The following is a 23,111-nucleotide window of genomic DNA, read 5'->3' as shown; positions in this document are numbered from 1 at the left end:
TCTGAGCCCGCTGAGCCTCCGGGCCCTTCGTGCGCGGAGCACCACCCGACGCAACGACCGAAAGACGACACCATGAGCAAACAGGACGCCTTCCCCGGCTGGGACTGGGACGACCCCGACGGCCTCGCCGAGCAGCTCGACCGGTTCAGCGCCGACGTCGCCACCTGCCGGACGCTGGAACCCGCCGACGGCGGACTCCCGTACGACCACCGGGACTTCACCGCGCTCGGCATCACCGGCCTGGAGTTCGCCGCCTTCCGCACCGACCACCCGGCCGGCCTCGGAACCGACCTCACCGCCCTGCGCGGCCCCGACACCAGCACCGAACCCGGCACCCTCTACCGGGTCGACGGCGACCGCTGGTTCACCCAGCTCGACATCTCCGAGCCGCTGCCCTTCGCCGACGCCAGCGTCGACTGGGTCTACGCCGAGCACCTCATCGAGCACGTCACCATGCCGGTCGCGATCGGCTGGCTGCGCGAGGCCCGGCGGGTGCTGCGCCCCAGCGGCGTGCTGCGGATCACCACCCCCGACCTGGCCCGCTACCTGCGGGGCTACGCCGACAACGACGGTTTCCTCACCAAGCACCGCCGCCGCCTGACCACCATGGGCTTCGGCCCGCCGATGCCGCGGCGCCCCGCCTTCCTGGTCAACCAGATCTTCCGCTACTACGGTCACCAGTGGATCTACGACCTGGACGAGCTGCGGCACGTCCTGACCCTGGCGGGCTTCGAGGACGGCCGGATCCGCCACTGCGCCTACCGCGAAGGCGCCCGCGCCGACGTCGCCGACCTGGACACCGCCTTCCGCACCGACGAGACCATCTACGTCGAGGCCGACCGCTGACCCGGCCCCGTACCGAGGACACCCCGATGCCCCTGCACCCCCAGGCCCAGGCGCTGCGCGACCGCCGCGCGAGCGCCGGCACGGCCCCGCTCTACAGCCTCACCGTGGCCGAGGCCCGCGCCGCCGACCTCGCCGACATCCGCGCCGCCGCGGGCACCCCCGAGCCGGTCGCCGCCGTCGAGGAGCACCGCCTCCCCGGCCCCGGCGGCGAGCTCGCGCTGCGCCTCTACCGGCCCGAGCCGCCCGCCGACGGCCGCCCGCTGCCCGTCCTGCTCTACCTGTTCGGCGGCGGCTGGACCCTCGGCTCGCCCGACACCAGCGACGCGATCTGCCGGGCGCTGACCAACGCCGTCGGCTGCGCCACCGCCTCCGTCGGCTACCGCCTCGCCCCCGAGCACCCGTTCCCGGCCGCCGTCCAGGACTGCGCCGCCGCCGCCGGCTGGCTCGCCGCACACGCGGAGGGCCTCGGCCTGGACGCGGGACGCCTCGCCGTCGGCGGCGACAGCGCGGGCGGCAACCTCGCCGCCGTGCTCGCCCTGCTCGCCCGCGACGAGGGCGGCCCGGCGATCCGTCACCAGCTGCTCGTCTACCCCAACACCGACGCCCACGCCGACACCGAGTCGCTGCGCGAGCACGACGACCCGGCGCTGTTCAACCGCCGCTCGGTCGCCTGGTACTGGGGCCACTACCTGGCCGACCCGGCCGACGGCGCCCACCCGCACGCCTCCCCGCTGCGCGCCCCGAGCCTGGCCGGGCTGCCGCCCGCCACCGTCGTCACCGCCGAGTACGACCCGCTGCGCGACGAGGGCGAGCAGTACGCCGAGGCGCTGCGCGCGGCGGGCGTCCCCGTGGAGCTACGGCGCTGGGCGGGCATGCCGCACGGGTTCTTCGCGATGACCGGCACCCTGGACGGCGCCGCCGAGGCCCAGGCGTACGCGGCCGCGCGGCTGCGCGAGGCCCTCGCGTGAGCGCCCCCGCGGTCCCGTCGCCACGCGTGGACCCGGCCGGGGCCGCCGAGCCCGTCACGCTGCGCCTCGGAGAGCTGCACGGCTCCCTCGCGGACCCGCTGCTGGACGCGATGACCTTCCTCAACGAGGTCACCACCCGCTACCCGCAGGCGGTCTCCTTCGCCCCCGGCCGCCCCTACGAGGGCTTCTTCGAACCCGAGGACGTCCCCGCCTACCTGGACGCCTACCTCGACCACCTGGCCGCCACCGGCCTGGACCGCGACGCGATCCGCACCAGGCTGTTCCAGTACGGGCCGACCAAGGGCGTCATCAACGACCTGGTCGCCCGCACCCTGGCCCACGACGAGAACCTCGCCGTGGCGCCCGGGGCGCTGGTCCTGACGGTCGGCGCCCAGGAGGGCATGCTGCTGGTGCTGCGCGCGCTCTGCGCCGGTCCGGACGACGTGCTGCTGGTCAGCTCGCCCTGCTACGTCGGCGTCACCGGCGCCGCCCGGCTGCTCGACCTGACCACCGTGCCCGTCCCCGAGGGCCCGGACGGCGGGCCCGACCCGGCGGCCGTGCGCGCCGCCGCCCGTGAGGTCCGCGCCGCCGGCCGGCGCCCGCGCGCCCTGTACGTGGTGCCGGACTTCGCCAACCCCTCCGGCACCTCGATGCCCGTCGGGGCCCGCACCCGGCTGCTGTCGACGGCCGCCGAGGAGGACCTGCTGGTCATCGAGGACAACCCGTACGGCTTCTTCGCCCGGGACGCGGGCGAGCGGCCCACCCTCAAGGCGCTGGACCGCCACCGCCGGGTCGTCTACCTGGGCTCCTTCGCCAAGACCTGCTTCCCCGGGGCCCGGCTCGGCTACGTGGTCGCGGACCAGGAGGTGGCCGGCCCCGGCGGGCGGCGCACGCTGCTGGCCGACGAGCTGGCCAAGCTGAAGAGCATGACGACGGTCAACACACCGGCCCTCAGCCAGGCGGTGATCGGCGGCATGCTGCTGACCCACGACTGCCGGCTGCGGGCCGCCAACGCCCCCGCCACGGCCCACTACGCGGCCGGTATGGACGTCCTGCTGGCCGAGCTGGAACGCTGCTTCCCGGCGGCCGATCGGGCCGGTCTCGGCCTGTCCTGGAACGTGCCGGAGGGCGGCTTCTTCGCGGTGCTCACGGTGGCCTTCGCGGCCGACGACGCGGCGATGGAGCGCTGCGCGCGCGAGTTCGGCGTGCTCTGGACGCCGATGGCGCCGTTCTACCCGGCCGGCGGCGGGGAGCAGCGGCTGCGGCTGTCCATCAGCTCCCTGACGCCCGAGCGGATCGCGGCCGGTGTCGCCCGGCTGGCGGACTTCGTCCGCGCCGAGACGGCCCGGGCGGTCTGATCCCGGCTCCGTACCGCACGGCGGTGGCGCCCCCTCCCGGGTGGGGGCGCCACCGCCGTCGTACGGTCAGCGGGTGCCGGTCGACCCCGGGGCGGCCTCGATGACCTTGGTGGGCGGCTTCGCGGGGACGGCCTTGGTCGGCGGCTTCGCGGGGACGGCCTTCGCCACCGGCTTGGAGGCGACCGCCTTCGCGGGGGGCTTGGCGGCGACGACCTTGGCCGGCGGCTTGGCGGCCACGGCCTTCACGGGGGGCTTCGCGGCCACCGCCTTGACCGGAGGCTTGGCCGCGACGGCCTTGGCGGGCGGCTTGGCCGCGACGGCGGCCGCCGGCCGGGCCTCGGCGGCCTTGATCGGGGGCTTGGCGGCGGCCGGGGTGGCGGCGAGCAGGCCCGCCACGGGCAGCGCGGCGATCGCCCCGCCCACGATGGCCAGTCGGGTGGCGCGGCGCCGCGCGGACTGGCCGGCGCGGTCGGCGGCCGGGGTGTTCTCGGACCGGGGGCTCATGCGGTTCCTCTCGACGAGCTGACGAAGTGGCGAACTGACGAGCTGGTGCATTGGCGATCTGATGAGCTGGCGAGCTGGTGAACCGACGAGGCGTCGAGCTGGCGATCGACCGATCGGACGACAGGCCCGCCGACGCCGCCGGGACAACCAACCAGCCGGAACCTCAACAGCGGTGACGGTCGGACGGCCGACCCGGTTCCCCGAGCCGGCCACCCGAAAGCCACCGCCGCGCGCGCACGCGCCACCGCGCCCGGGTTCAGCGCACCCGGGTCGAGAACAGCCGCGCCGACCAGAAGACCGCCGCCACCGTCATCAGCGCGACCACCAGCAGGCCCTGCCAGACCGCGCTGTCCCCGACCTCGCCCGAGAACAGCGCGCGCATGCCCTCCACGGCCCAGTAGAAGGGGTTCCACTTGGCCATCGTCTGCAGCCACATCGGCGCCAGCGCCAGCGGCAGCAGCGTGCCCGACAGCAGCGCGATCGGCTGGGCGACGGTGTTCACCACCGGCGCCATCGCCTCGTCGGCCGGCAGCACCAGCGCGATCCCGTAGGAGATCGCGGAGGTCATCAGCGCGAGCAGGCCCATCAGCAGGAAGGCCAGCACCAGGTCCAGCGGGCCGACCCGCAGGCCGAACGGCAGCGCGATGATGGTGATGATCACCGCCTGGACGAGCAGCGCCACCGTCTCGCGCAGCGCCCGGCCGAGCAGCAGGGCGAGCCGGCTGACCGGGGTGACCCGGGCCCGCTCGATGATCCCGGCCCGCAGCTCGCCGAGCAGGCTGAAGCCGGTGTACAGGCCGCCGAAGATGCACAGCACGGCCAACAGGCCGGGCACGTAGATCTGGTAGGCCTCGGCGTAGCTGTGCGCGCCCATCGGCTCCAGCACCTTCTTGAGCAGCGGCGCGAAGAGCAGCAGGTAGAAGACCGGCTGGATCACCCCGACGGCGATCCAGACCGGGGTTCGCCACATCAGCAGCAGCTGGCGCTGGAAGACCAGCCAGGTGTCGCGGGCGAGCTTCATGGGCCCCTCCTAGGGGATCCGGAGGTGCGGTCAGGACTGCTCGATGGAGCGGCCGGTGCGGGCCAGGAACACGTCGTCCAGGCTGGGGCGCTGAAGCTGCACGGTGCCGGTGACGACGCCGGCCCCGTCCAGGGCGCGCAGCAGGCGCGGGACGGCGGCGGCGCCGTCGTCCAGGTAGAGCCGCACGCCGTCCTCGCCGTTCAGCTCCAGGCGGTGGAGGTCCGGCAGGTCGGGCTGCTCGCGCAGCGCCTTGGCGGCCCGCTCGGCCTCGCCGGCGCCGAGGCCGATGAGCACGACGTCGCCGGATATCTCGCGCTTGAGCGTCTCGGGGGTGCCCTCGGCGACGATGCCGCCGTGGTCGACGATGGCGACGCGGTCGCAGAGCGCGTCGGCCTCGTCAAGGTAGTGGGTGGTGACGACGACGGTCATGCCCTCGTCGCGCAGCCGCCGGATCTCGGTCCAGACGTGGCCGCGGCTGGCCGGGTCGAGGCCGACCGTGGGCTCGTCGAGGAACAGCACCTTCGGCGCGTGGATGACGCCGAGCGCGATGTCGAGCCGGCGGCGCTGGCCGCCGGAGTAGGTGCGGCACGGGCGGTCGCCGAACTCGGTGAGCTCGAAGGCCTTGAGCGCGTCCTCGGCGCGGCTCAGCGCCTCGGCCTTGCCCTTGCCGTGCATCCGCGCCTGCATCACGAGTTCCTCGCGGGCGGTGACGGCGTCGGTGGTGCCGCCGCCCTGGGCGACGTAGCCGATCCGGCGGCGTACCTCGGCGGGGTCGGCGAACAGGTCGGCGCCCGCGATCCGCGCCTCGCCGCCGTCCGGGCGGATCAGCGTGGCGAGCATGCGCAGGGTGGTCGTCTTCCCGGCGCCGTTGGGGCCGAGGAAGCCGAAGATCTCACCCGGCTCGACGTCCAGGTCGATGCCCTGGACGGCGTCCACGGGGGGCTGGCCGCGTTTCTTGGAAGGGTAGGACTTTCTCAGCCCCTTGGTCTCGATCAACCAGAACTCCCGTGCGGGGATGGGTTGCCGGGGCGCCGGGAAGGCGGCGCGCGGGGCACCTGGGAAGCGGTGCTGCGGGCCACCCTAGAGTCTGCGACGCCCCGGAAACAATGGCCTAGACCAGTGGATTGGTCCGAGGTGCACCCGCCGCGACCAGTGCCTCCACCCGGTCGGCGGCCGTCACGGCCCCGCCGCCGGCGAGCAGTTCGGAGCCCACCCTGGCCGCCGCCGCCCGGTACCCGGGCTCCTCCAGCACGCTCCGCAGCGCCGCGCCGAGGTGATCCGGCGTCACCCGGGCGAACGGCACCCGCACCCCGGCCCCGGCGGCCGCCACCTGCGCCGCCACGAACGGCTGGTCGTGCCGGATCGGCGCGGTCACCAGCGGCAGCCCGTGCACCAGCGCCTCGCCGACGGTGTTCATCCCGCCGTGGCACAGGACCGCGTCCAGCGCCCCGCGCCGCATCAGCTCCAGCACCGGCGCCCGGTCCACCGCCACCGCTCCGGCGGGCGGTTCGGGCAGCAGCTCGCCCGGGGCCGCGAACACCGCCTGCACGCCGGGCCCGGCCAGCTCGACCGCCCGCGCCGCGCGGGCCAGGAAGTCGGCGCCCAGCTCGCCGGAGAGGGTGCCCATGGTGACCAGCACCCGCCGGCGGTCCGGCAGCAGCCGCTCCCAGGGGAAGGCCGGATCGGCCGGCCGGTCCGCCAGCACCGGCCCCACCAGGGCGTACTGGGCGGGCAGCGCCTCGGCGCCGGTCGGCTCCGCCCCGGTCAGTCCGGGACCGGTGAGCGCGGGGCCAGTGAAGGCGAGCACCAGCGCGGGGGAGAACCGCGGGTCGGTGTACTCCTCCTCGGGCAGCGCGGCCCGCCGCCACAGGCCCCGGAGCAGCTCGTCCATCCACCGCTCGACCAGCGGCAGCGCACGGAACGGCCGCCCCAGCTCCATCGCGCCCGGCGCCAGGGTGCCCCAGGGCAGCCGGTGGCGGTGCGCCACCAGCGCCCCGGCCGGCGTGTGCTGGTCCACCAGCAGGGCGTCCGGCCGGTACTCGCGCACCGCCGCGTCCAGCGCCTTCGCGGTGAACCGCGCGTACGGGACGATGAAGCCCTCCCACAGCGAGCGGACGGCGGCCAGCCCGTGCCCGCCCTGTGCCCGGAACGCCCGGGTGCCGGTGCCGAACACCGTCGCGTCGGGCCCCAGCAGCGGCCGCAGCGCCGACTCGGTGCCCGTCCAGGCCACCTCGTGGCCGCGTGCGACCAGCTCCCGGGCCAGGCCCACGGTCGGGTTGACGTGCCCGGTCAGCGGCGGGACCACCAGCAGGATCCGGCTCATCGGGCGTCCTCCGCGGGCAGCAGCCGCTCGACGTCGGCGACGGTCAGCGCCTCCAGCCCGGCGAGGTCGAGCCCGGCCCGCAGCGCGGCGAGGTCCACGGCCGGGCCGAAGCTCCGGCGCAGGCCCTCGTACAGCGCCGCGAGCTCGGTCTCGTCGAGCAGCAGGTCCCCGTCCAGCCGGGCCTGCGGGGTCACCCGCGCGGCCCAGCCGGGCGGCGCCTGCGCGACGTCGGCCAGCAGGGACACCAGGGCCGGACGGACCGGCGGTACGGCGACAGGAGGTTCACGATCGGTCATCTGGGACTCCACCGGCTCGACGAAGCGGGGACGGGGCAGCGGCGGGCGCGAAGGGCGCGCGCTCCCCGGTGAGGTGTGCGGGCTGTAGGCCGCAACAGCCCGAGATCACTTGTGCGGACCCGTCGGGCGTGGGAATACTAGCCCGCGTGACCGCACTGGAGGCAGTGGCCGTCCACCTCCCCCACCACACCGTGCCCATCGAGGCAGTGGGCGAGCGCATCGGCCTGACCCCACGTCAACTTCGACTCTTCCGCCGCTTCCACGGCCTGGACCAGCTGCGACTGGACCCGGACGGGAAGCTGCCCGACCTGCTCGGCGCCGCCGTCGACGCCCTGCCGGAGCTGTGCGGACGCGAACGGGACGTCCGTTTCGTGATCCACGCGCGCAGCATGCCGGTGGCGGTGCCCTACCCGCTCAACCCGCTGCACGACCTGCTCCACCGCTACGGCCTCGGCCACGCCCAGGCCTTCACCGTCACCCACCACGCCTGCGCCGTCGGCCTGCTGGCCGTCGACCTGGCGGGCCGCCTGCTCGCCGGAGAACCCGGCCGGGAGGCGCTGGCCCTGGTGCTCACCGGGGAGAAGACCTTCACCAAGGACGCCCAGGTGGTGCCCGAGACCGGCATCTTCGCCGAGGGCGCGGCCGCCTGCCTGGTCAGCGCCGACGGCGAACGGGACCGCGTGCTGTCCTACGCGGTGCGCCAGCGCCCCGAGTTCGACGGCCGGCTGGCCGAGGACCCGGACCTGCTCGCCCGCTACCAGCGCGAGTACCCGGCGGTGATGGTCGAGGCGATCGAGGCCGCCCTCGACCAGGCCGGTCTGGACCTCTCCGACCTCGCGCTGGTGCTCCCGCACAACGTCAACCAGGCCTCCTGGCGGATGATCGCGCGCCGGATCGGCTTCCCGATCGGGAACGTGGTGCTGGACAACGTGCCCGCCGTGGGGCACAGTTTCGCTGCGGACGGCCTCATCAACCTGCACACCGCCACCACGCGGGGGCTGCTCGGCCGCGGCGAGCACTACCTCATCGCCGCCGCAGGCATCGGAGCGACCTTCTCCGCCATGGTCGTCGAGCACTGACGTTCCGTCAGTCGCTCCTCCCCGGCCGCCGGTTCCCCGGCGACCCGGCCACCACCCCACCACGTACGACGGGACGGTCCCACCCATGTCCGACCAAGTGGTCCAGACCATCGACACCGAGCTGCGCGACCGGATCCTGCACAGCCTCGGCGAACTGCTGCCGCGCGTCCTCAAGCGCGACCTGCCCGAGATCCCCGAGAACGCCTGCCTGTTCGACGACCTCGGCCTCACCTCGGCCGGCACCATCGAGCTGATCCTGGAGACCGAGGAGGCGCTCGACCTCCAGGTCGACGTCGAGCAGATCACCGAGGACGACCTGCGCTCGGTCACCAGCCTGGCCGACTACATCGCCTCGCACCTCATCGCCGAGGACTGACCGGTGCCCGCCGCACCGGGCCTCACCCGGGTGCTGACGCGGTACACCGAAGGCCGCTCCGAGCTCTCCCTCGACCCCGACCTGCGGGTCTTCGTCTCCGACCTGGTCCGCCCCTACGGCCTGCCGCTGCGCGAGGACCTGTTGGCCGAGGGCGTCGGACACGCCTACGAGGAACTGGCCGCCGGCCTGCTCGCCGAGGCGCTCGGCCCGAACGAGCCGGCCGACGTGCTCGTCCAGGCCTTCGACTCGCCCGACATCCGGCCCGGCGCGCCCACCTCGCTCGCGCTCAGCCGCTCCTGCGCGGGCACCCCCCTCGCACTCGCGCTCTGCGACCAGGGCACCGCCGGGGCGTTCGGCGCGCTGCGCGCCGCCACCGCCTACCAGCGGACCGGCGTCGCCGAGCGCGCGGTGGTCGTCCTCGCCGAGCAGACCGCCCTGCACCACGAGCCGGCCGCGCCGGTGACCCTGCCCGAACGGCACTGCGCGGTCGTCCTGGTCTGCGAGACGGCGCCCGGCGAGGAACTGGACGTCCGGCAGGACGGCGGGGCCGACGCCGCGTCCGCCGCCGAGGAGGTGCGCCGCCGGGCGAAGGAACTGGGGGAGGGGAGCGCCGTCCTGCTCTCCGCCGCGCTGGAGGTGCCCGGCCTGGACGCCGTCCGCACCCCCGCCGGCCAGCCGTTCACCGGACTCTGGTCGGTGCTCGCCGAGCGGCTGCCGGCCTGGCGGGCCGAACGGCGCCCCGTGCTCCTCGCCGACCTCGACGCACGGCTCGGCGTGCTCTCCACCCTGACCCTGCGCTCCGGTCCGCAGCCGTGACCGCAGGCCGCGAGGCCGGGGCCGACGAGGAGGAGGGGGCGGACACCGACCGCATCGACGTCTGGCTGATCCCCACCGACCAGCCCGAGCCGGTGGTCCGCGCCCTGCGCGAGCTGCTCGACCCGGCCGAACGTGTCCGCGCCGACGGACCGGACCCGCGCTTCGGCCGGCGGTTCACCGTCGCCCACGGCGCCGTCCGCCTGCTCGCCGGCGCCCGGCTCGGCCGCGACCCCGCGCGGCTGGTCTGGCGCCGAGGGCCGCACGGCAAGCCCGAGATCGACGGGCTCGCCGTCAACCAGTCCGCCTCCGGCGCCCTCGCGGCCGTCGCCCTCGCGGAGGGGCGCGCCGTCGGGGTCGACGTGGAGGAGGTCCGCGACGCCCGCAGCGCCCTGCGCCTGGCCCGGCGGTACTTCCCCGCGGCCGAGGCGGCGCTGGTCGCGGCCGACCCGGCGCCCGCCGAGCGCTTCACCGCGCTGTGGTGCCGCCGCGAGGCCTGCGTCAAGGCGTACGGCGGGAGACTCGTCCAGGGCTTCGGCCTGCCGCTGGCCGGCCCGGCCCCGGTGCTGCTCGCCGACCCCGGCGCGCTCGGACCGGGCCCGTGCCGGGTCGACGACCTGCCGGCCCCGGAGCCCTTCCGCGCCGCCCTCGCGGCCGTCGGCGACCGCCCGTTCCGGGCCCGCGTCCGCACCTGGGCGATGCCCGCCGCCATGGCCTCGCCAAGTAGCTGATGAACCATCACATCCCTTGCTGCATCCCAGAATTCTGGTCTGTTCCGGTCGATCATCGCGCTGATAGCGTCCCGACCGCACCCCGCCGGGACCAGTCGAGCCGAAGGGCACGGACGACGTGACGTACGACGTGGCAGAGCAGACCGGGCGGATCACCGTCCGCTACGGCGGCGCGAGCAGCGGCTCCGGCCCGCTCACCCTCGGCCAGGACAACATGATCCGCTGCATCCGGCGCGACCGGCCCGAGCAGATGAACCAGACGGGGGCCTGGCCGGTCCCCGACGGCACCACCGTGGGCGCCGCCCTCGACGCGCTGCGCACCCTGGTCGAACGCCACGAGTCGCTGCGCACCGCCTTCCCGCCCGGCCCCGCCGCGGACGGCTTCCCGGAACGCCAGGACGTTTCCCCCGAGGGGGAGTTCACGGTCGCCACCGTCCCCGCCGGCGACCGGACGGACGCCGAACTCGACGCGCTGGCCGAGGAGACCGGGCGCGCCGACGCCACCCTTCCGGTCGACCTGGGCGCCGCCCCGCGACTGCGCTTCACCCTCCTCACCGACGGGGAGTTGGTGCGCCGACTGGTCGTGACGGCGTGCCACGCGGGCGTCGACGGCGCCGCCGTCACCCTGCTCATCGGGGATTGGCTCGCCCTCGCCACCGGTGCGGACCTGCCGCCCGCCGCCTCCCGCACCCCGCTCCAGGTGGCCGCCCAGGAGCAGAGCGCGCAGGGCCGGCGCAAGACCGCGGCCGCGCTCAAGCACTGGGAGGCGATCCTCACCACCGGCCCGTCGACCGTCTTCGCCACCGACGGCATCACCGGCCCGCCGGACGGACTCGCCGCCGTGCTGCTGCGCTCCCGCACCGCCGCCGCCGACCTCGAAGCGGTCTGCCGCCGCACCGCCGCCAGCCCCTCGGTCGTCCTGCTCGCCGTCTTCGCCGCGCTCACCGCGCACCGCGCCGACCGCACCGACCTCGTGCTCTCCGCGCTGTCCGCCAACCGCCAGCGCGCCGCCCTCGCCGACCACATCGGCACCCTCGCCCAGGACGCGCTGATCACCCTCGACGCCGCGGCCGGCGACCTCGACGAACTCATCGGCAGGGCCAAGTCGGCCTCCTTCTCCGGCTACTGGCACAGCACCCTCAACGCCGACAAGGTCTGGCGGCTCCTGGAGGACGTCGCCGAGCGGCGCGGCGCCCGCTTCGCCCGCCAGGTCGTCGTCAACGACCTCAGCCTCGCCATCCCCGAGGCGATGTCCGAGGCCCGTCCCGGGCCCGTCGCCGACCCCGAACTGCAGTGGCTGCCCGATCAGCCGCTGCCGGTCCGGCTGATGCTCAACCTCCTGCGGACCACCGGCACCCTGGAGTTCGCCCTGCTCGCCTGCCCCCAGGTGCTCGACCGGGCCGACACCGAGCGCTTCGCCCGCGCCGTGCCCGCGGTCCTCGCGGCCGCCGCCGACCGGCCCCTGCCGCTCGCCGAGCTGGCCGCCCTCAGCGGCCTGCGCCCCGCCGCCCGGACGGGCGACTGGCACCGCGTCGGCGCCGACTGGATCGACCTCGACGCCGTCCGCGCCCTGCTCTCCGACGCCCTCGGCCCCGCCGCGACGGCCGTCGACCTCACCCGCACCGAGGACGGCCTGGCCGCCCGGGTGGCCACCGCCGACCCGGCCCTCACCCCGGCCGCCGTCCACCGCGCGGTGATCGCCGCCCTGCCCGCCCGCGAGACCGCGATGGCCCCGCACCACTACGCCCTCCACCGCTCCACCCCCCATCACTCCAGCCCCGACCACTCCGTCCTGCGCCACCCGGCCGACGCCCGGCCCGACTGGTCGCTCCTCCCCGTCCTCGCGGAGGGCTCCGGCAGGGTCGGCTGACCGCCGGTGCGGGTAGCCTCCCTCCGGGGCTACGGGGGGAGCGGGGCATGCACGTCCGGGACCTGGTGCTGGCGACGCTCGTGGCCGAGGCCATGGCCGCGCTGTTCGTCGGCGTGGCCGTCCTGGCGGGGTGGCTGCTGCTGGGGGACGACTGGATCCGCGGCCTGCCCTGGGCGATCTGGGTGCTGGGCGCCGACTGGGCCCCGGTCGAGTACTACCGCCGGCGGCCGCCGCACCGGGTCCGAGGGGCGGCGGCCGGTCTCCTCGTGCTCGGCCTGGTGGCCGCCGCCGTCGTGGTGGGGGTGGAGAGCCTGCTCCCGGACGCGGCCCCGGACGACCTGGACGGCGCGCTGGCCCTGGCGGCCGCGCTCCCCGTGGCCGCCGGCGCCTTCGCCGCCGTCGCCGGCCCCCTGCCCGAGGACGGGCCGGAGCCGCAGGCCGATCCGCAGGCCGATCCGCAGACCGGGCCGAGGACCGAGCCGGGGACCGAGTCCGCTCCGGACCCGGGCCGGGCGGAGGACTGAACCGGGCCGGAGGCCGGGGTACCCTCCTCGCAGGGAGATCCAAGGGGGCGGAGCATGCACGTCAGGGGCATCGTGAAGGCGACGATCATCGCCGAGCTGGCCACAACGGCGCTCGTCGGCCTCCTCGTCCTGGCCATGTGGCTGGTGCTGGGCGACGCCTGGGTCCGGGACATCCCCTGGGGGTCCTGCGCCCTCGGGGCCACCGGGGTCGCCGCCGACTACTTCCGCAAGGACCCGCCGAACCGCCGCCGAGGGGTGCAGGCCGGCCTGGCCGTGCTCCTCGTGCTGGTCCTCGCCGCCATGGTGGCGGCCGACCAGTGGCTCCCGAGCGAGCCCGGGGGAGGCATGAGCGCCACGGTCGGGCTGCCGATCGCGCTCCCCGTGGCCAACGGCGTCTTCGCCTTCGTCGCCGGCCCCCCGCCGGTGCGCTGACGCCGCCCGCGCGTTGACATCGCCCGCGCGTTGACATCGCCCGTGCGCCGACGCCGTCGTGCGCCGACATCGCCCCGCTGCGGTCCGGCCGCGCCCGGCAGACACTGGGGGTGACCCCCGCTCCCGAGGGGCGCCCCCGACGCCGGGAGGGCCATGCTGCTCGGACTCACCACCGCGCTGGTCGCCACCGTCTGCTTCGGCTTCGGCTCGGTGTTCCAGGCGGGCGGCGCGCGCGAGGCCCCCCGCGCGGACCGGGTGCGGGTCGGCCTGCTGGCGGCGCTGCTCCGCTCCTGGCGGTTCCTGCTCGGCACCGGCCTGGACATCGCCGGCTTCGCGCTGAGCATCGTGGCCCTGCGCACCCTGCCCCTCTTCCTGGTCCAGGCCGTCACCAACGCCAGCCTCGCCGTCACCGCGCTCGCCGCCGCCCGCCTGCTCGGTGCCCGGCTGCACCGCGCCGACCTCCTCGGCATCGCCGCCGTGGTCGTCGGCCTCACCCTGCTGGCGCTCGGCTCCGGCGACGCGGGCCGGGACCACGCGCCGCCCGCGTTCCACTGGGCGCTGCTGGCCACGACCGTCCTGATGCTGCTGCTCACCCTGCTCCTCGCCCGCCGCAACGGCACCCCCGCGGCCGTCGGCCTCGGCCTGCTCGCAGGCGTCGGCTTCGGTGTCACCAGCCTCGCCGTCCGGGTCTTCGACTTCTCCGGCCCGGCCGACGTGTTCACCGATCCGGCCGCGTACGGGCTGGCCCTCGGCGGCCTCGGCGGATACCTCGCCTACGCGCTCGCCCTGCAGCGCGGCACCGTGACGGCCGCGACCGCCGCCGGCACCGTCTCGGAGACCTTCGGCCCGGCACTGGTCGGGGTGGTGGTGCTCGGCGACGCGGCCCGCCCCGGTTACGCCTGGTGCGCGCTGGCCGGCTTCGCGGTGGCGGTCGGCGGCACCTTCGTGCTCTCCCGCTTCGGTGAGGTGGAGGCCGAGCTGGGCCCCGCGCCGGCCACGGGCGGCCGACCGCCGAGGTCCCGGACCGGCGGCACCCGGGTCGCCCGGACGGATCCGCCGTGCGAAGGTGACTTGCCGGACAAATCGGACGGCGAGATGCGCACAGAGCGGCAGGTGCCATGACCACGGACGACGACCATCCGCCCTCCCGCCGGGCCGGGCGGCGACCCGCCGAGGACCCGCCCGTCGCCCTGGTGACCGGCGCCTCGTCCGGCATCGGCGCGGCCACCGCCGACCGCCTCGCCGCCGCAGGCTGGCGGCTGCTGCTCTCCGGCACCGACCAGGCCCGCCTCGACGCGGTCGCCGCCCGCACCGGCGGCCGACCGCTGCCCGCCGACCTCGCCAAGCCCGACGGCGCCCAGCGCCTCGCCGAAGCCGCCCTCGCCGCGGCCGGCCGGGTGGACGCGCTGATCGCCGGCGCCGGCCTCGGCTGGCGCGGTCCCTTCGCCCGGACCCCCGGCGACACCCTGGACCGGATGCTGGAGGTCAACCTCGCCGCCCCGCTGCGCCTCACCCGCCTGCTGCTGCCCGGCATGCTGGAGCGCCGCCGGGGCCGGATCGTCCTGCTCGGCTCGATGGCCGGCCAGGTCGGCGTCCGCGACGAGGCCGCCTACGCGGCGACCAAGGCCGGACTGACGAGGTTCGCCGAGAGCCTCTGGTACGAGCTGCGCGGCACCGGCGTCGGCGTCCGGATGATCCTGCCCGGCGCGGTCGAGACCCCGTTCTTCGCCACCCGCGGCACCGGCTACCAGCGCGAACGCCCCCGCCCGGTCCCCGCCGCCGAGGTGGCCGCCATCGTCCACGAGGCGCTCACCACCGACCGCGACCGGATCTTCGTCCCGCGCTGGCTGGACTACCCGGCCCGTCTGCACGGCGCCGCCCCCGGCCTGTTCCGGCGGATGGCGTCCCGCTTCGGGTGAGGGCCGCCGCCCTCCTCGGCACGGCCGCCGCCGTGGAACTGCTCCACCTCGCACCGGCCGCCGTCCGCCTGCCACCCGTCCGCCGCCACCTCGCCCGCCGCACCGCCGGCCGCGGCGACCCGGCGCACATCGCGCTCACCTTCGACGACGGCCCCGACCCGCACGGCACCCCGCCCATCCTCGACGCCCTCGACGCCCTCGGCGTCCGCGCCACCTTCTTCCTGCTCGGCGACATGCTCGAACGCGCCCCCGACCTCGGCCGCGACCTGGTCACCCGCGGCCACGAGGTCGCCGTCCACGGCTGGCACCACCGCCCCCAGTACCTCCCGACCCCCACCCGGGACCTGCGCGAACTGCGCCGCGCCACCGAGGCGGTCGCCGACCTCACCGGCACCCGCCCCCGCTGGTACCGCCCCCCGTACGGCGTCCTCACCACCGGCCTCGCCCTGGCCGCCCACCGCCTCGGCCTGCGCCCCGTCCTGTGGACCGCCTGGGGCCGCGACTGGGAACCCGGCGCGACCGGCCCCTCCGTCTACGCCACCGCCCACCCAGGCCTGACCGGCGGCGCCACCCTCCTCCTCCACGACTCCGACTGCACCTCGGCCCCCCACTCCTGGCGCGCCACCCTCGCCGCCCTGCCCCTCATCGCGGCCCACTGCCGGTCCCACGGCCTCACCCTCGGCCCCCTCCGCGACCACGGAGTCCCGCACCGGCGGAGGGACGGCGCCGGCCCGGCGACCGCTCGCAGACCTCTGCCGTGACGCTCCGCCGAGGGGCTCGCCGACCCCGACCGACCCGCTCCGCTCCGTCCTGCCTCGTTCTGCCCAGCCCCGCCCCGTACGAGCCCGTCCGCGACTGCTTCGCACCCCGTGAAGCGTTCGACGCGCCGAGGGCCGCTCCCCGTCACGGGAAATTCACAGACCTGGGTCTACTCGCATAGATGGCGGTGGGTCATCCTGGTGCGGCGCCGGACGGATCGGTCGGCCCTCGCGCCGGAGCACCGCCGCGTCACAGCACGGCCGCGTCACAGCACCGCGTACGACCGCACAGCACTGCGTACGACCCCTGCGCCCGGGCCGGTCCCGTAGGTCCGGCGCCGGACTTCCCGCCCTCCTACGAGGCGCGGCGAGGGGGCGGGGGCCGAGTCGGAGGCACACCACTCTCACCGGGAGATGCAGATGAAGCCACGCACCGCAGCCACCGTCGTCGCCCTGGCCCTGGCCGGCCTCGCCGTCTCGGCGCCCACGGCGGGCGCCAGCGGTACCAAGCTGTCGCAGTCGGCGGCCGCCGGTCAGTTCAGCCAGGCCGGCATCACCTGGAGCTCCAGTGGGGGCTGCACCACCAGGTCCAACTCCACCTGCACCTCGTTCGAGCAGATCAACTCGGGCACGGTGAGCGCGATCATCACCCTCAAGCGGGCCAGCGGCTGTGCCATCAACATCACGGGCGGGACCGAGGTGGGCCACGCCTCCGGCACCTACAGCCACTACAACGGCTACAAGGTCGACATCTCCCGCAGTTCCTGCATCGACGGCTACATCCAGAACAGCTTCACCTACATCGGCCTCCGGGGCGACGGCTACCCGCAGTGGAAGGCCGCGTCGGGCAACCTGTACTGCAACGAGGGCAGCCACTGGGACATCCTGATCTACTGACGCCGACTCCGGGCGCCGGCTCCCCGGGGGACGCCGGCGCCCGGGGCGCGTCCTGCGGCCCCCTTCGACGCGGCACGGCCCGCCCCGGCGGAGCCCCGATACCCCGTGGCCGTCCCGCACGCCCCCTGGGACGATGACCCGGTGAAGGAAGCACCCGCCTCGCCGCCCGCCGTCGTCCTCGGCATCGACGACCTCCGCCCCCTTCCCCGGGCCACGCGGATCGCCCGCACCAGCCGCGAAGGCGTCCGGCTCCTGGAAGAGCACCGCGACAGCTTCATCGACGAGCTGTGGCTCGACCACGACCTCGGCGGCGACGACACCGTCATGCCGGTGGTGACCCTCCTGGAGGAGGCCGCCTTCAACGGACGGCCCTTCCGGATCGGAGCCGTCTTCGTCCACAGCGCCAACCCCATCGGCGCCGCAACCGTCGTCAGGTCGCTCACCCGCTGGAACTACCGGGTCCAGCGGGCAACGGCGTAGGGAGCCCGGCCGCCGCAGCCACCGGAGACGAGCGCCCGGGGCCACGGCCCGCCGACCAGCCGGACGACCACATCGGGCGGCGAGCCGAAGCCTGCCCGACCGCGGGGCCGGCGTTCACGGCCGCCGGGGTGCTCCGCCTGTGCGGACCCGCTCCCGCCCGTTGCCTCCGGATGCCCGCGGGGCGCTGCGGAGGGGTGGGGCCGCCGTGTTCGACAGGTGCGTCACAACGGTTTCGGCCCGCTGCCGCCGCCGGTCCTGCCCTGGAACGATCGGCGCGGGGCACCGGGAGGTGTCCGGAGGATGTGCCCGACAGGGGTGGGATGCGATGAACATCCGGCGCAGGGGTACGAAGCAGGGGAGCGCGAAGCCGCCGTCCGGCGAGCCGGCGAAGCCCGCCCGACCCGTCGTGCGCGGGCTGGCCCTCGGCCTGCTGGTCGCGGCGGGCCTGGCGGCCGTCGCCGTCGGCTTCCGGTGGTTCTTCGCCGTGTACGACGGCATGGGCGCCTACCGCACCGCCCCGGTCTGCGGCACGGCGGCGCCGACGCCGCACGAGGACTGCGTGCGGGGCGGGACGGGCAGGGTCGAGGCCGGGAGGGTCCTGTCCGACGAGGGCAACCGCACCTACCTGCTGACGGTGTCCCGGGCGGGCGCGCCCACACGCGAATTGAAGGTCGGGGAGGCGTTCTACGAGGACGTGGAGGTGGGGAGCGAGGTGGAGCTGACGGTCTGGCGGGGCCGGGTGGCCGAGGTCGCCCACCACGGGCACCGCGCCCGGACCCTGCGCACGCCCGTCCTGACGGTCATCGCCTTGTCGCTGCTGGTCGGTCTCGGGTCCGCCCTGCTCGTCCAGCGCCTGGTCGAGCAGCCCGTGAGCGTACCGGCGTCGATCGCCTTGAACGGTGGCTGGGTCGCCCTCTTCGTCGTCATGGGCGGCGGCGTCCTGCTGGAGGCGCAGTGGTCGTTCGCGCTCACCCTGGGCCTCGCCGTGCCGGGCTGGCTGGCAGGGGCGGCGAGTACGGCGCTGATCTTTCCGGACTGGCTCGAACGCCGCTCGTCGTAGGCCCGGCCCTGACCGGGCGTCGAACAGCCGCTTCAGCCGGGGACGGCCCTGCCGGTCCTGCGGGCCCTGCCGGCCAGGGCGGCCGCCTCCTCCGCGCGGAGGAGACAGCCGCCCTGGACCGGCCGCAGCACCGTTCCCCGACCGACCTCAGGGAGCGGATCCAGCGCCGCTCAGACCACCGCCCCGTTGTGGTCGCGCGCCCGCGCCACACCGGCCGCCCCCGCCGCGTGCGGTGCCCGTGCCTCCCTCGCCTCCCGCGGCCGGTCCGGGGACCGCCCCTGGAGCAGCACGACCACCGGCATCGCGGTGAACACCGTCGACGCCGTGCCCACCAGGACCCCGGCCAGCAGCGCCACCGAGAAGTCGGCGAGCGAGTCGCCGCCGAGGACCGCCAGGGCCACCAGGACGAACAGCGCCCCCATGCCGGTGTTCACCGTCCGGGGGAGGGTCTGCGCCACGGCGCGGTCCGCGAGATCCGCCCAGCTCGCCTTCGTCCCGGTCCGGCGCAGCTCGCGCAGCCGGTCCAGGACCACCACCGTGTCGTTGACCGAGTACCCGACGATGGTGAGCAGCGCGGCGAGGAAGACGCTGTCCACCGGCTTGCCCAGCCAGGCGAAGAGGCCGAGGACGAGCAGCAGGTCCTGCGCCATCGCGATCACCGCGGCCGCCGCGAAGGTCCACCGGAAGCGGAGCGTCAGGTAGAGCAGCTGGGCGGCGACCGCGAGCCCGAGCGCGGCCAGCGCGTAGCCGCGCAGCTCGCTGCCGAGGCTCGGCCCGATCAGCTCGTCGCGCTCCACGGACAGCTCGCCGGTGACGCCGGTGAGTGCGTCGCGGATGCGCTGCTGCTGGTCGTCGCCGGTCTCCTTGGTGCGGACGGACACGCCGGTGTCGCCGGTGGTCTGCACCACGGCCTGCGGGAACCCGGCGTCGACCACCGCCGCGCGGGCGGCGTCCGCGTCGACCCGCTGCGCGGCGGTGTACTGCGCCACCCGGCCGCCGGTGAACTCGACGCCGAACTCCAGGCCGCGCCCGCCGATCCCGGCCAGGGCGAGCAGCAGCAGGCCGACGCAGGCGCCCAGCCAGCGCCGCCGGTGGCGCATCAGCCGGGGCGGACGCCGGGTCAGCCGGGTCCGGAGCCGGCCGACGGTGGCCATACCGGTCAGGGCGGGCCGCCGGGCGACGGCCGGCCGCCGCACCGCCCACTCGGCGAGCAGCCGGGTGATCAGCATGGCCGAGAACATCGAGGCCAGCACGCCGATCGAGAGCGTCACCCCGAAGCCCTTGACGGGGCCGGTGGCGAACACGAAGAGCAGCCCGGCGGCGAGCAGCGTCGTCACGTTGGAGTCGGCCACCGCGCTCCACGCCTTCGCGAACCCGACGCGCAGCGGGCGCCGCAGGTCGCGCTCCTTGCCGCGGCCGGCCGCCCGGGGCGCGGTGTACTCCTCCCTGGCCCGTTCGAAGACCAGCACGTTGGCGTCCACCGCCATGCCGATGGCGAGCACGAAGCCGGCCAGCCCGGGCAGGGTGAGCGTCGCGCCGAGCGCGACCACGGCGGCGTACGAGATCAGTCCGTAGAGGGCGAGCGCGACGGTGGCCAGCACCCCGAGCAGGCGGTACACCGCGATGATGAAGGCCCCGGTGCAGAGCAGGCCGATGACCGCGGCCAGGGCGCTGGCCCGGATCGCCTCGGCGCCGAGGGTGGGGCCGACGGTGCTCTGCTCGATCACCGTCACCGGGACGGGCAGCGCACCGCCCTTCACCAGGGCCGCGAGGTCGCGGGCCTCGTCGGCCGAGAAGCCGCCGGTGATCTGCGTCGAACCGCCGGTGATCCCCTGCCCGCAGGGCACGCTGTCCTGGACGCCGGGGGCGGACAGGACGCGGTCGTCGAGCACGATGGCGACCCGCCGGGCGGGGTCGGCCGGCGCCGCGCACGCCGCCTCCCCGGTGAGCCGGGCCCAGGCGTCGCCGGCCGAGCCGCGGAAGGAGAGGTCGATGCTCCAGCCGAGGCCCGTCCGGGTGTCGAGGGCGGCCGAGGCGTCCTTGACGCCGTCGCCGGTCAGCGCCGGCGGGCCCAGTCGCAGGTGGCCGCCGGGAAGGCCGGGGTCGGCGAGGACCCGGGAGCCGTCCGCCGCGGGGGGCCCCGCCGGGCCGTCGGCGATCGCGGTGACGGGGTGGAAGGTGAGCTGGGCGGTGCGGCCGATGACCCCGGCGGCCTCGCGGGGGTCCTGGACGCCGGGGAGTTCGACGACGATGCGCCGCTCCCCGGCGCGGGCGAGCGAGGGCTCGGCGACGCCGAGGCCGTCGACCCGGCGGCGCAGCACCTCCAACGCCCGGTCGGTGGCGTCCGCGTCGGCGCGGACGGTGGGCGAGTCCTGGGTCTCCAGGACGATCCGGGTGCCGCCGCGCAGGTCGAGGCCGAGGCGGGGCGGGGTGGTCAGGGCGACGTAGAGCGAGACACCGACGACGGCGAGCGCGACGAGCGCGCGCCAGAACGTGGCACGGCGAGCAGACATGGGTACTCCACGGGCGGTCCGCGGGAGCCGGGCGTCCGCAGGCGGACGCCGCACCCGGGACGGGCGGACGCGAGGGGACGGCGCGCCGCCGGGAACGCTCCGGGCACGGTGGGCCGGAGTCCTCCCGCCCGGGCCGCGGGCAGGCCGCGGCACCCGGGTCGGCGGGCGCGGTGGAACGTCAGCTGGACCGGGTGGAGGGGGGACCGCGGGTGTGGCGGGGGTCGTAGCGGTCGGACGGCGGCGCCCGCTCCTGGCGCGGCCCCGCGGCGTACACCCCGGGCCGGGGCCGGGGGGCGTCCGTCCGGGCGGCCGGGAGCGCGGCCGGCGGGAACGCGGGCAGCCGGACGCCGGGCTCGGCGGCGGCCGTCCGCCGCTGGACGACGTCGTGGCCGGGACGGTCCGCGGCCCGCCGGACCTCCGCGCCCGCCGGGCCGAGCCGCACGGCGGCGGGGGCGGCGGCCGGCGCGTGGAGGGTCGGCCGAGCCGTGCCCGTCGCCGTGCCCGTCGCCGTGCCGAGGAGGACCTGGCAGACGGCCCAGACCGCGAGGAGCGCGCAGGACAGCGAGGCTGCCGCGGTCCGACGTACGCGTCGTTCCACTCCGGCCCCCTCCCCGCTCGTGCCGTCACCCGGTCCCGTCCGCAAGAAGCTCTCACTGTAGGCGACGGCGCCCCCGCGCGGGGAGGTCGGGGCGGCGGCCACGGCCCTCAGGGGATGATGACGACCTTGCCCCGGATGCGGCCGGCTGCACCGGGGCGGTGGACGTCCGCGAGGTCGGCCAGCGGGTACGAGCCACTGACGTCGAGCGCGACCTCACCCCCGTCGACGAGTTCCGCGAGCGCCGCCAGCTGCGCCACATCGTTGCGGGCGACCATGTGGATCGCCGTCACCCCGGCGCCGGCAGGCGGCTCGACGGGCGTCGCGATCGAGACGATCCGCCCGCCCGGCCGCACCGTCGGTGCCAGGGCGGCGGCATCGTCCGGGCTCAGCGGGACGAGGTTGAGCAGGGTGTCCACCGGGCCGTCGAGCGCGGCCGGGACCGGCCCGGCGGTGTAGTCGATCACATGGTCCGCCCCGTGCCGCCGCACTGCCAGGTCGCTGCGCGCACCGGCCGTGGCGATCACCTCGGCCCCGGCGTACTTGGCGAGCTGCGTCACGAAGCCGCCGACCCCTCCACCGGCACCGTTGACCAGCACCCGCTGCCCGGCAGCCACCTTCCCGTGCTCGAACACCGCCTGCCACGCCGTCAGTCCCGCCAAGGGCAGCGTCGCGGCGTGCGCGAGAGGAACGGACACCGGCGCCGGGACCAGCAGCACACCCGGCGCCCGAACCCATTCCGCGGCCGCCCCGGCTCCCTCCAACCACCCGACGACCCGGTCCCCGACGGCGAACCCCTCGGCTCCCGGCCCGACCTCGGCGACCGTACCGGCGACATCCCACCCCGGCGTGTAGGGGAGCTCCACGGGCAGGAACGCCTGCAACAGCCCGGCGCGCAACGCGGCCTCGGTGGGATTGAACGACGTCGCCGCGACGCGCAGGAGCACTTCCCCAGACGCGGGCCGAGGCCGCGGCACATCCTCGTACCTGATCACGGACGGGTCGCCGAACGCGTGGATCCGCGCGGTCTTCATCTTCATGACGTGAAACCTACGGCCGCCCGCAGAGACGATCCATGCGCCAGAGTCCCACATTCATACGTGTTCGTCTCACGCATTCAACCCTCCGGCCATCATGACCGGACCAACCTCAGACCTCTTGTCGGGCAACCGATCCCGCGGATGGCCCTCGTGGCGGGAAGGACGCCCACCACAGGATCATTGATCCGCCGGCAAGCCGGCTGACCCCCACGTCTGTGGGGAGGGCGACCCGGGCCACCAGGCTGGTGGTTTCCGCCCGGCTCAGCGGTAGATCCGTGCCGACCGTTCCGGATCGCCGGCCACGTTCGCCACGAAGAGACCCGGATGGATGTCATGGAAGACGTCCTCGATGAAGTCGATGGCATCGAATCCCTCCAAATGGGACATAAGTGAGTGCACGAACAAATCATTGGCATTCACTCAAGGCCGCCAAGGGTGCAGATGTGGGAGTTATGCCCACCGAAACGCTTTAGGTGCTGATGGGGCGTCATCTTCCGTTTGCCGGACGTTCTCTGTACGACTCAGGTAGTTCCTGGCGGCGATGGTCGCTGATATGTTGCGCATGCTCTACTCGCCTCAAACAAGCATGCTGTTACCAGGCGAACCGCTGACGCCGCCCCAACGATGAAGGACTCGCGTTGCGTAATTTCCGTTTCCGGAACACCGTTTTGGTCGCCGCCGCCAGTGCTCTGACGGCCGGTATCGCAA

24 protein-coding genes are annotated in these 23,111 nt (G+C 75.5%); 16 read left to right on the top strand and 8 right to left on the bottom strand.

The window, feature by feature from the left end; all coding sequences use genetic code 11:
• Positions 1 to 72: 72 nt before the first annotated feature.
• The 3 genes from ACFVFS_RS04230 to ACFVFS_RS04220 are packed head-to-tail and all read left to right on the top strand — an operon-like array spanning position 73 to position 3,172.
• Positions 73 to 846, top strand: coding sequence for a class I SAM-dependent methyltransferase (locus ACFVFS_RS04230; RefSeq protein WP_380619892.1), 774 nt, complete (start codon positions 73 to 75; stop codon positions 844 to 846).
• Between the two features lie 26 nt (positions 847 to 872).
• Positions 873 to 1,814, top strand: coding sequence for an alpha/beta hydrolase (locus ACFVFS_RS04225; RefSeq protein ID WP_380619890.1), 942 nt, complete (start codon positions 873 to 875; stop codon positions 1,812 to 1,814).
• A gap of 26 nt (positions 1,815 to 1,840) precedes the next feature.
• Complete coding sequence (locus tag ACFVFS_RS04220) at positions 1,841 to 3,172, top strand: PLP-dependent aminotransferase family protein (protein WP_380619888.1); 1,332 nt, start codon at positions 1,841 to 1,843, stop codon at positions 3,170 to 3,172.
• A 66-nt stretch (positions 3,173 to 3,238) separates the two neighbouring features.
• Here ACFVFS_RS04220 and ACFVFS_RS04215 read toward each other — a convergent pair whose 3' ends face one another.
• The 5 genes from ACFVFS_RS04215 to ACFVFS_RS04195 all read right to left on the bottom strand — a co-directional run bounded on the left by ACFVFS_RS04215 (position 3,239) and on the right by ACFVFS_RS04195 (position 7,316).
• Complete coding sequence (locus tag ACFVFS_RS04215; RefSeq protein WP_380619887.1) at positions 3,239 to 3,676, bottom strand: hypothetical protein; 438 nt, start codon at positions 3,674 to 3,676, stop codon at positions 3,239 to 3,241.
• A gap of 256 nt (positions 3,677 to 3,932) precedes the next feature.
• Positions 3,933 to 4,697, bottom strand: coding sequence for an ABC transporter permease (locus ACFVFS_RS04210; RefSeq protein ID WP_380619885.1), 765 nt, complete (start codon positions 4,695 to 4,697; stop codon positions 3,933 to 3,935).
• Positions 4,698 to 4,727: 30 nt separating this feature from the next.
• Positions 4,728 to 5,693: an ATP-binding cassette domain-containing protein gene (locus tag ACFVFS_RS04205; RefSeq protein ID WP_380619883.1), complete on the bottom strand. Its 966-nt coding sequence runs from the start codon at positions 5,691 to 5,693 to the stop codon at positions 4,728 to 4,730.
• A gap of 115 nt (positions 5,694 to 5,808) precedes the next feature.
• Positions 5,809 to 7,020: a glycosyltransferase gene (locus tag ACFVFS_RS04200; protein ID WP_380619882.1), complete on the bottom strand. Its 1,212-nt coding sequence runs from the start codon at positions 7,018 to 7,020 to the stop codon at positions 5,809 to 5,811.
• A complete protein-coding gene (locus ACFVFS_RS04195) occupies positions 7,017 to 7,316 on the bottom strand; it encodes a hypothetical protein (RefSeq protein ID WP_380619880.1) in 300 nt (99 codons plus the stop codon). Before ACFVFS_RS04195 ends, ACFVFS_RS04200 begins: the two co-directional genes overlap by 4 nt.
• Before the next feature lie 146 nt (positions 7,317 to 7,462).
• Between ACFVFS_RS04195 and ACFVFS_RS04190 the strand changes: the two genes are divergently transcribed.
• The 13 genes from ACFVFS_RS04190 (at position 7,463) to ACFVFS_RS04130 (ending at position 18,255) form a co-directional block, all read left to right on the top strand.
• Entirely contained in the window at positions 7,463 to 8,395 is a 933-nt protein-coding gene (locus tag ACFVFS_RS04190) for a 3-oxoacyl-[acyl-carrier-protein] synthase III C-terminal domain-containing protein (RefSeq protein WP_380619879.1), read from the top strand.
• 85 nt (positions 8,396 to 8,480) lie between these two features.
• Complete coding sequence (locus ACFVFS_RS04185) at positions 8,481 to 8,771, top strand: acyl carrier protein (RefSeq protein ID WP_380619876.1); 291 nt, start codon at positions 8,481 to 8,483, stop codon at positions 8,769 to 8,771.
• A gap of 3 nt (positions 8,772 to 8,774) precedes the next feature.
• Complete coding sequence (locus ACFVFS_RS04180) at positions 8,775 to 9,587, top strand: hypothetical protein (RefSeq protein ID WP_380619873.1); 813 nt, start codon at positions 8,775 to 8,777, stop codon at positions 9,585 to 9,587.
• Positions 9,584 to 10,315, top strand: coding sequence for a 4'-phosphopantetheinyl transferase family protein (locus ACFVFS_RS04175; protein ID WP_380619870.1), 732 nt, complete (start codon positions 9,584 to 9,586; stop codon positions 10,313 to 10,315). The genes ACFVFS_RS04180 and ACFVFS_RS04175 overlap by 4 nt, the downstream gene beginning before the upstream one ends.
• 118 nt (positions 10,316 to 10,433) lie before the next feature.
• On the top strand, positions 10,434 to 12,185 hold the full coding sequence (locus ACFVFS_RS04170; RefSeq protein WP_380619868.1) for a condensation domain-containing protein: 1,752 nt from the start codon (positions 10,434 to 10,436) through the stop codon (positions 12,183 to 12,185).
• 47 nt (positions 12,186 to 12,232) lie between these two features.
• Positions 12,233 to 12,709 (top strand): hypothetical protein, encoded by a 477-nt coding sequence (locus ACFVFS_RS04165; RefSeq protein ID WP_380619865.1) that lies wholly within the window; start codon positions 12,233 to 12,235, stop codon positions 12,707 to 12,709.
• 54 nt (positions 12,710 to 12,763) lie between these two features.
• A complete protein-coding gene (locus ACFVFS_RS04160) occupies positions 12,764 to 13,141 on the top strand; it encodes a hypothetical protein (protein ID WP_380619862.1) in 378 nt (125 codons plus the stop codon).
• Between the two features lie 153 nt (positions 13,142 to 13,294).
• Positions 13,295 to 14,263 (top strand): DMT family transporter, encoded by a 969-nt coding sequence (locus ACFVFS_RS04155; protein ID WP_380619860.1) that lies wholly within the window; start codon positions 13,295 to 13,297, stop codon positions 14,261 to 14,263.
• Positions 14,260 to 15,060, top strand: a complete 801-nt coding sequence (locus tag ACFVFS_RS04150; RefSeq protein WP_380619857.1) for an SDR family NAD(P)-dependent oxidoreductase — start codon at positions 14,260 to 14,262, stop codon at positions 15,058 to 15,060. The genes ACFVFS_RS04155 and ACFVFS_RS04150 overlap by 4 nt, the downstream gene beginning before the upstream one ends.
• A complete protein-coding gene (locus tag ACFVFS_RS04145; RefSeq protein ID WP_380619855.1) occupies positions 15,057 to 15,821 on the top strand; it encodes a polysaccharide deacetylase family protein in 765 nt (254 codons plus the stop codon). Before ACFVFS_RS04150 ends, ACFVFS_RS04145 begins: the two co-directional genes overlap by 4 nt.
• Before the next feature lie 411 nt (positions 15,822 to 16,232).
• Entirely contained in the window at positions 16,233 to 16,715 is a 483-nt protein-coding gene (locus tag ACFVFS_RS04140; protein WP_380619852.1) for a hypothetical protein, read from the top strand.
• Positions 16,716 to 16,856: 141 nt separating this feature from the next.
• On the top strand, positions 16,857 to 17,195 hold the full coding sequence (locus ACFVFS_RS04135; RefSeq protein ID WP_380619850.1) for a cyclic-phosphate processing receiver domain-containing protein: 339 nt from the start codon (positions 16,857 to 16,859) through the stop codon (positions 17,193 to 17,195).
• 325 nt (positions 17,196 to 17,520) lie between these two features.
• A complete protein-coding gene (locus ACFVFS_RS04130) occupies positions 17,521 to 18,255 on the top strand; it encodes a hypothetical protein (RefSeq protein ID WP_380619848.1) in 735 nt (244 codons plus the stop codon).
• A gap of 170 nt (positions 18,256 to 18,425) precedes the next feature.
• Here the strand turns inward: ACFVFS_RS04130 and secD are convergent, their stop codons facing one another.
• From secD to ACFVFS_RS04115, 3 genes are all read right to left on the bottom strand, one after another.
• Positions 18,426 to 20,768, bottom strand: a complete 2,343-nt coding sequence (gene secD, locus ACFVFS_RS04125) for a protein translocase subunit SecD (RefSeq protein WP_380619846.1) — start codon at positions 20,766 to 20,768, stop codon at positions 18,426 to 18,428.
• A 178-nt stretch (positions 20,769 to 20,946) separates the two neighbouring features.
• The gene (locus ACFVFS_RS04120; RefSeq protein WP_380619843.1) at positions 20,947 to 21,366 is read right to left on the bottom strand and encodes a hypothetical protein; all 420 of its coding nucleotides are present in this window, start codon (positions 21,364 to 21,366) and stop codon (positions 20,947 to 20,949) included.
• A gap of 107 nt (positions 21,367 to 21,473) precedes the next feature.
• Positions 21,474 to 22,397, bottom strand: coding sequence for an NADP-dependent oxidoreductase (locus ACFVFS_RS04115; RefSeq protein ID WP_380619840.1), 924 nt, complete (start codon positions 22,395 to 22,397; stop codon positions 21,474 to 21,476).
• Positions 22,398 to 23,111: the final 714 nt, after the last annotated feature.

Source organism: Kitasatospora sp. NPDC057692, from assembly GCF_042799475.1.
In the GTDB taxonomy this organism is placed as follows: Bacteria; Actinomycetota; Actinomycetes; order Streptomycetales; family Streptomycetaceae; genus Kitasatospora.
The sequence above is the reverse complement of the archived record's forward strand: the minus strand, read 5'-3'. Positions and strand labels throughout refer to the sequence as shown.

What these genes read in the sequence shown, in the direction of transcription:
- ACFVFS_RS04160 (WP_380619862.1), top strand. Translation starts at nt 12,764, where the DNA reads ATGCACGTCAGGGGCATCGTGAAGGCGACGATCATCGCCGAGCTGGCC.
- ACFVFS_RS04200 (WP_380619882.1), bottom strand. Translation starts at nt 7,020, where the DNA reads ATGAGCCGGATCCTGCTGGTGGTCCCGCCGCTGACCGGGCACGTCAAC.
- ACFVFS_RS04225 (WP_380619890.1), top strand. Translation starts at nt 873, where the DNA reads ATGCCCCTGCACCCCCAGGCCCAGGCGCTGCGCGACCGCCGCGCGAGC.
- secD (WP_380619846.1), bottom strand. Translation starts at nt 20,768, where the DNA reads ATGTCTGCTCGCCGTGCCACGTTCTGGCGCGCGCTCGTCGCGCTCGCC.
- ACFVFS_RS04155 (WP_380619860.1), top strand. Translation starts at nt 13,295, where the DNA reads ATGCTGCTCGGACTCACCACCGCGCTGGTCGCCACCGTCTGCTTCGGC.
- ACFVFS_RS04140 (WP_380619852.1), top strand. Translation starts at nt 16,233, where the DNA reads ATGCAGATGAAGCCACGCACCGCAGCCACCGTCGTCGCCCTGGCCCTG.
- ACFVFS_RS04185 (WP_380619876.1), top strand. Translation starts at nt 8,481, where the DNA reads ATGTCCGACCAAGTGGTCCAGACCATCGACACCGAGCTGCGCGACCGG.
- ACFVFS_RS04130 (WP_380619848.1), top strand. Translation starts at nt 17,521, where the DNA reads ATGAACATCCGGCGCAGGGGTACGAAGCAGGGGAGCGCGAAGCCGCCG.
- ACFVFS_RS04115 (WP_380619840.1), bottom strand. Translation starts at nt 22,397, where the DNA reads ATGAAGACCGCGCGGATCCACGCGTTCGGCGACCCGTCCGTGATCAGG.
- ACFVFS_RS04230 (WP_380619892.1), top strand. Translation starts at nt 73, where the DNA reads ATGAGCAAACAGGACGCCTTCCCCGGCTGGGACTGGGACGACCCCGAC.
- ACFVFS_RS04195 (WP_380619880.1), bottom strand. Translation starts at nt 7,316, where the DNA reads ATGACCGATCGTGAACCTCCTGTCGCCGTACCGCCGGTCCGTCCGGCC.
- ACFVFS_RS04150 (WP_380619857.1), top strand. Translation starts at nt 14,260, where the DNA reads ATGACCACGGACGACGACCATCCGCCCTCCCGCCGGGCCGGGCGGCGA.
- ACFVFS_RS04215 (WP_380619887.1), bottom strand. Translation starts at nt 3,676, where the DNA reads ATGAGCCCCCGGTCCGAGAACACCCCGGCCGCCGACCGCGCCGGCCAG.
- ACFVFS_RS04165 (WP_380619865.1), top strand. Translation starts at nt 12,233, where the DNA reads ATGCACGTCCGGGACCTGGTGCTGGCGACGCTCGTGGCCGAGGCCATG.
- ACFVFS_RS04210 (WP_380619885.1), bottom strand. Translation starts at nt 4,697, where the DNA reads ATGAAGCTCGCCCGCGACACCTGGCTGGTCTTCCAGCGCCAGCTGCTG.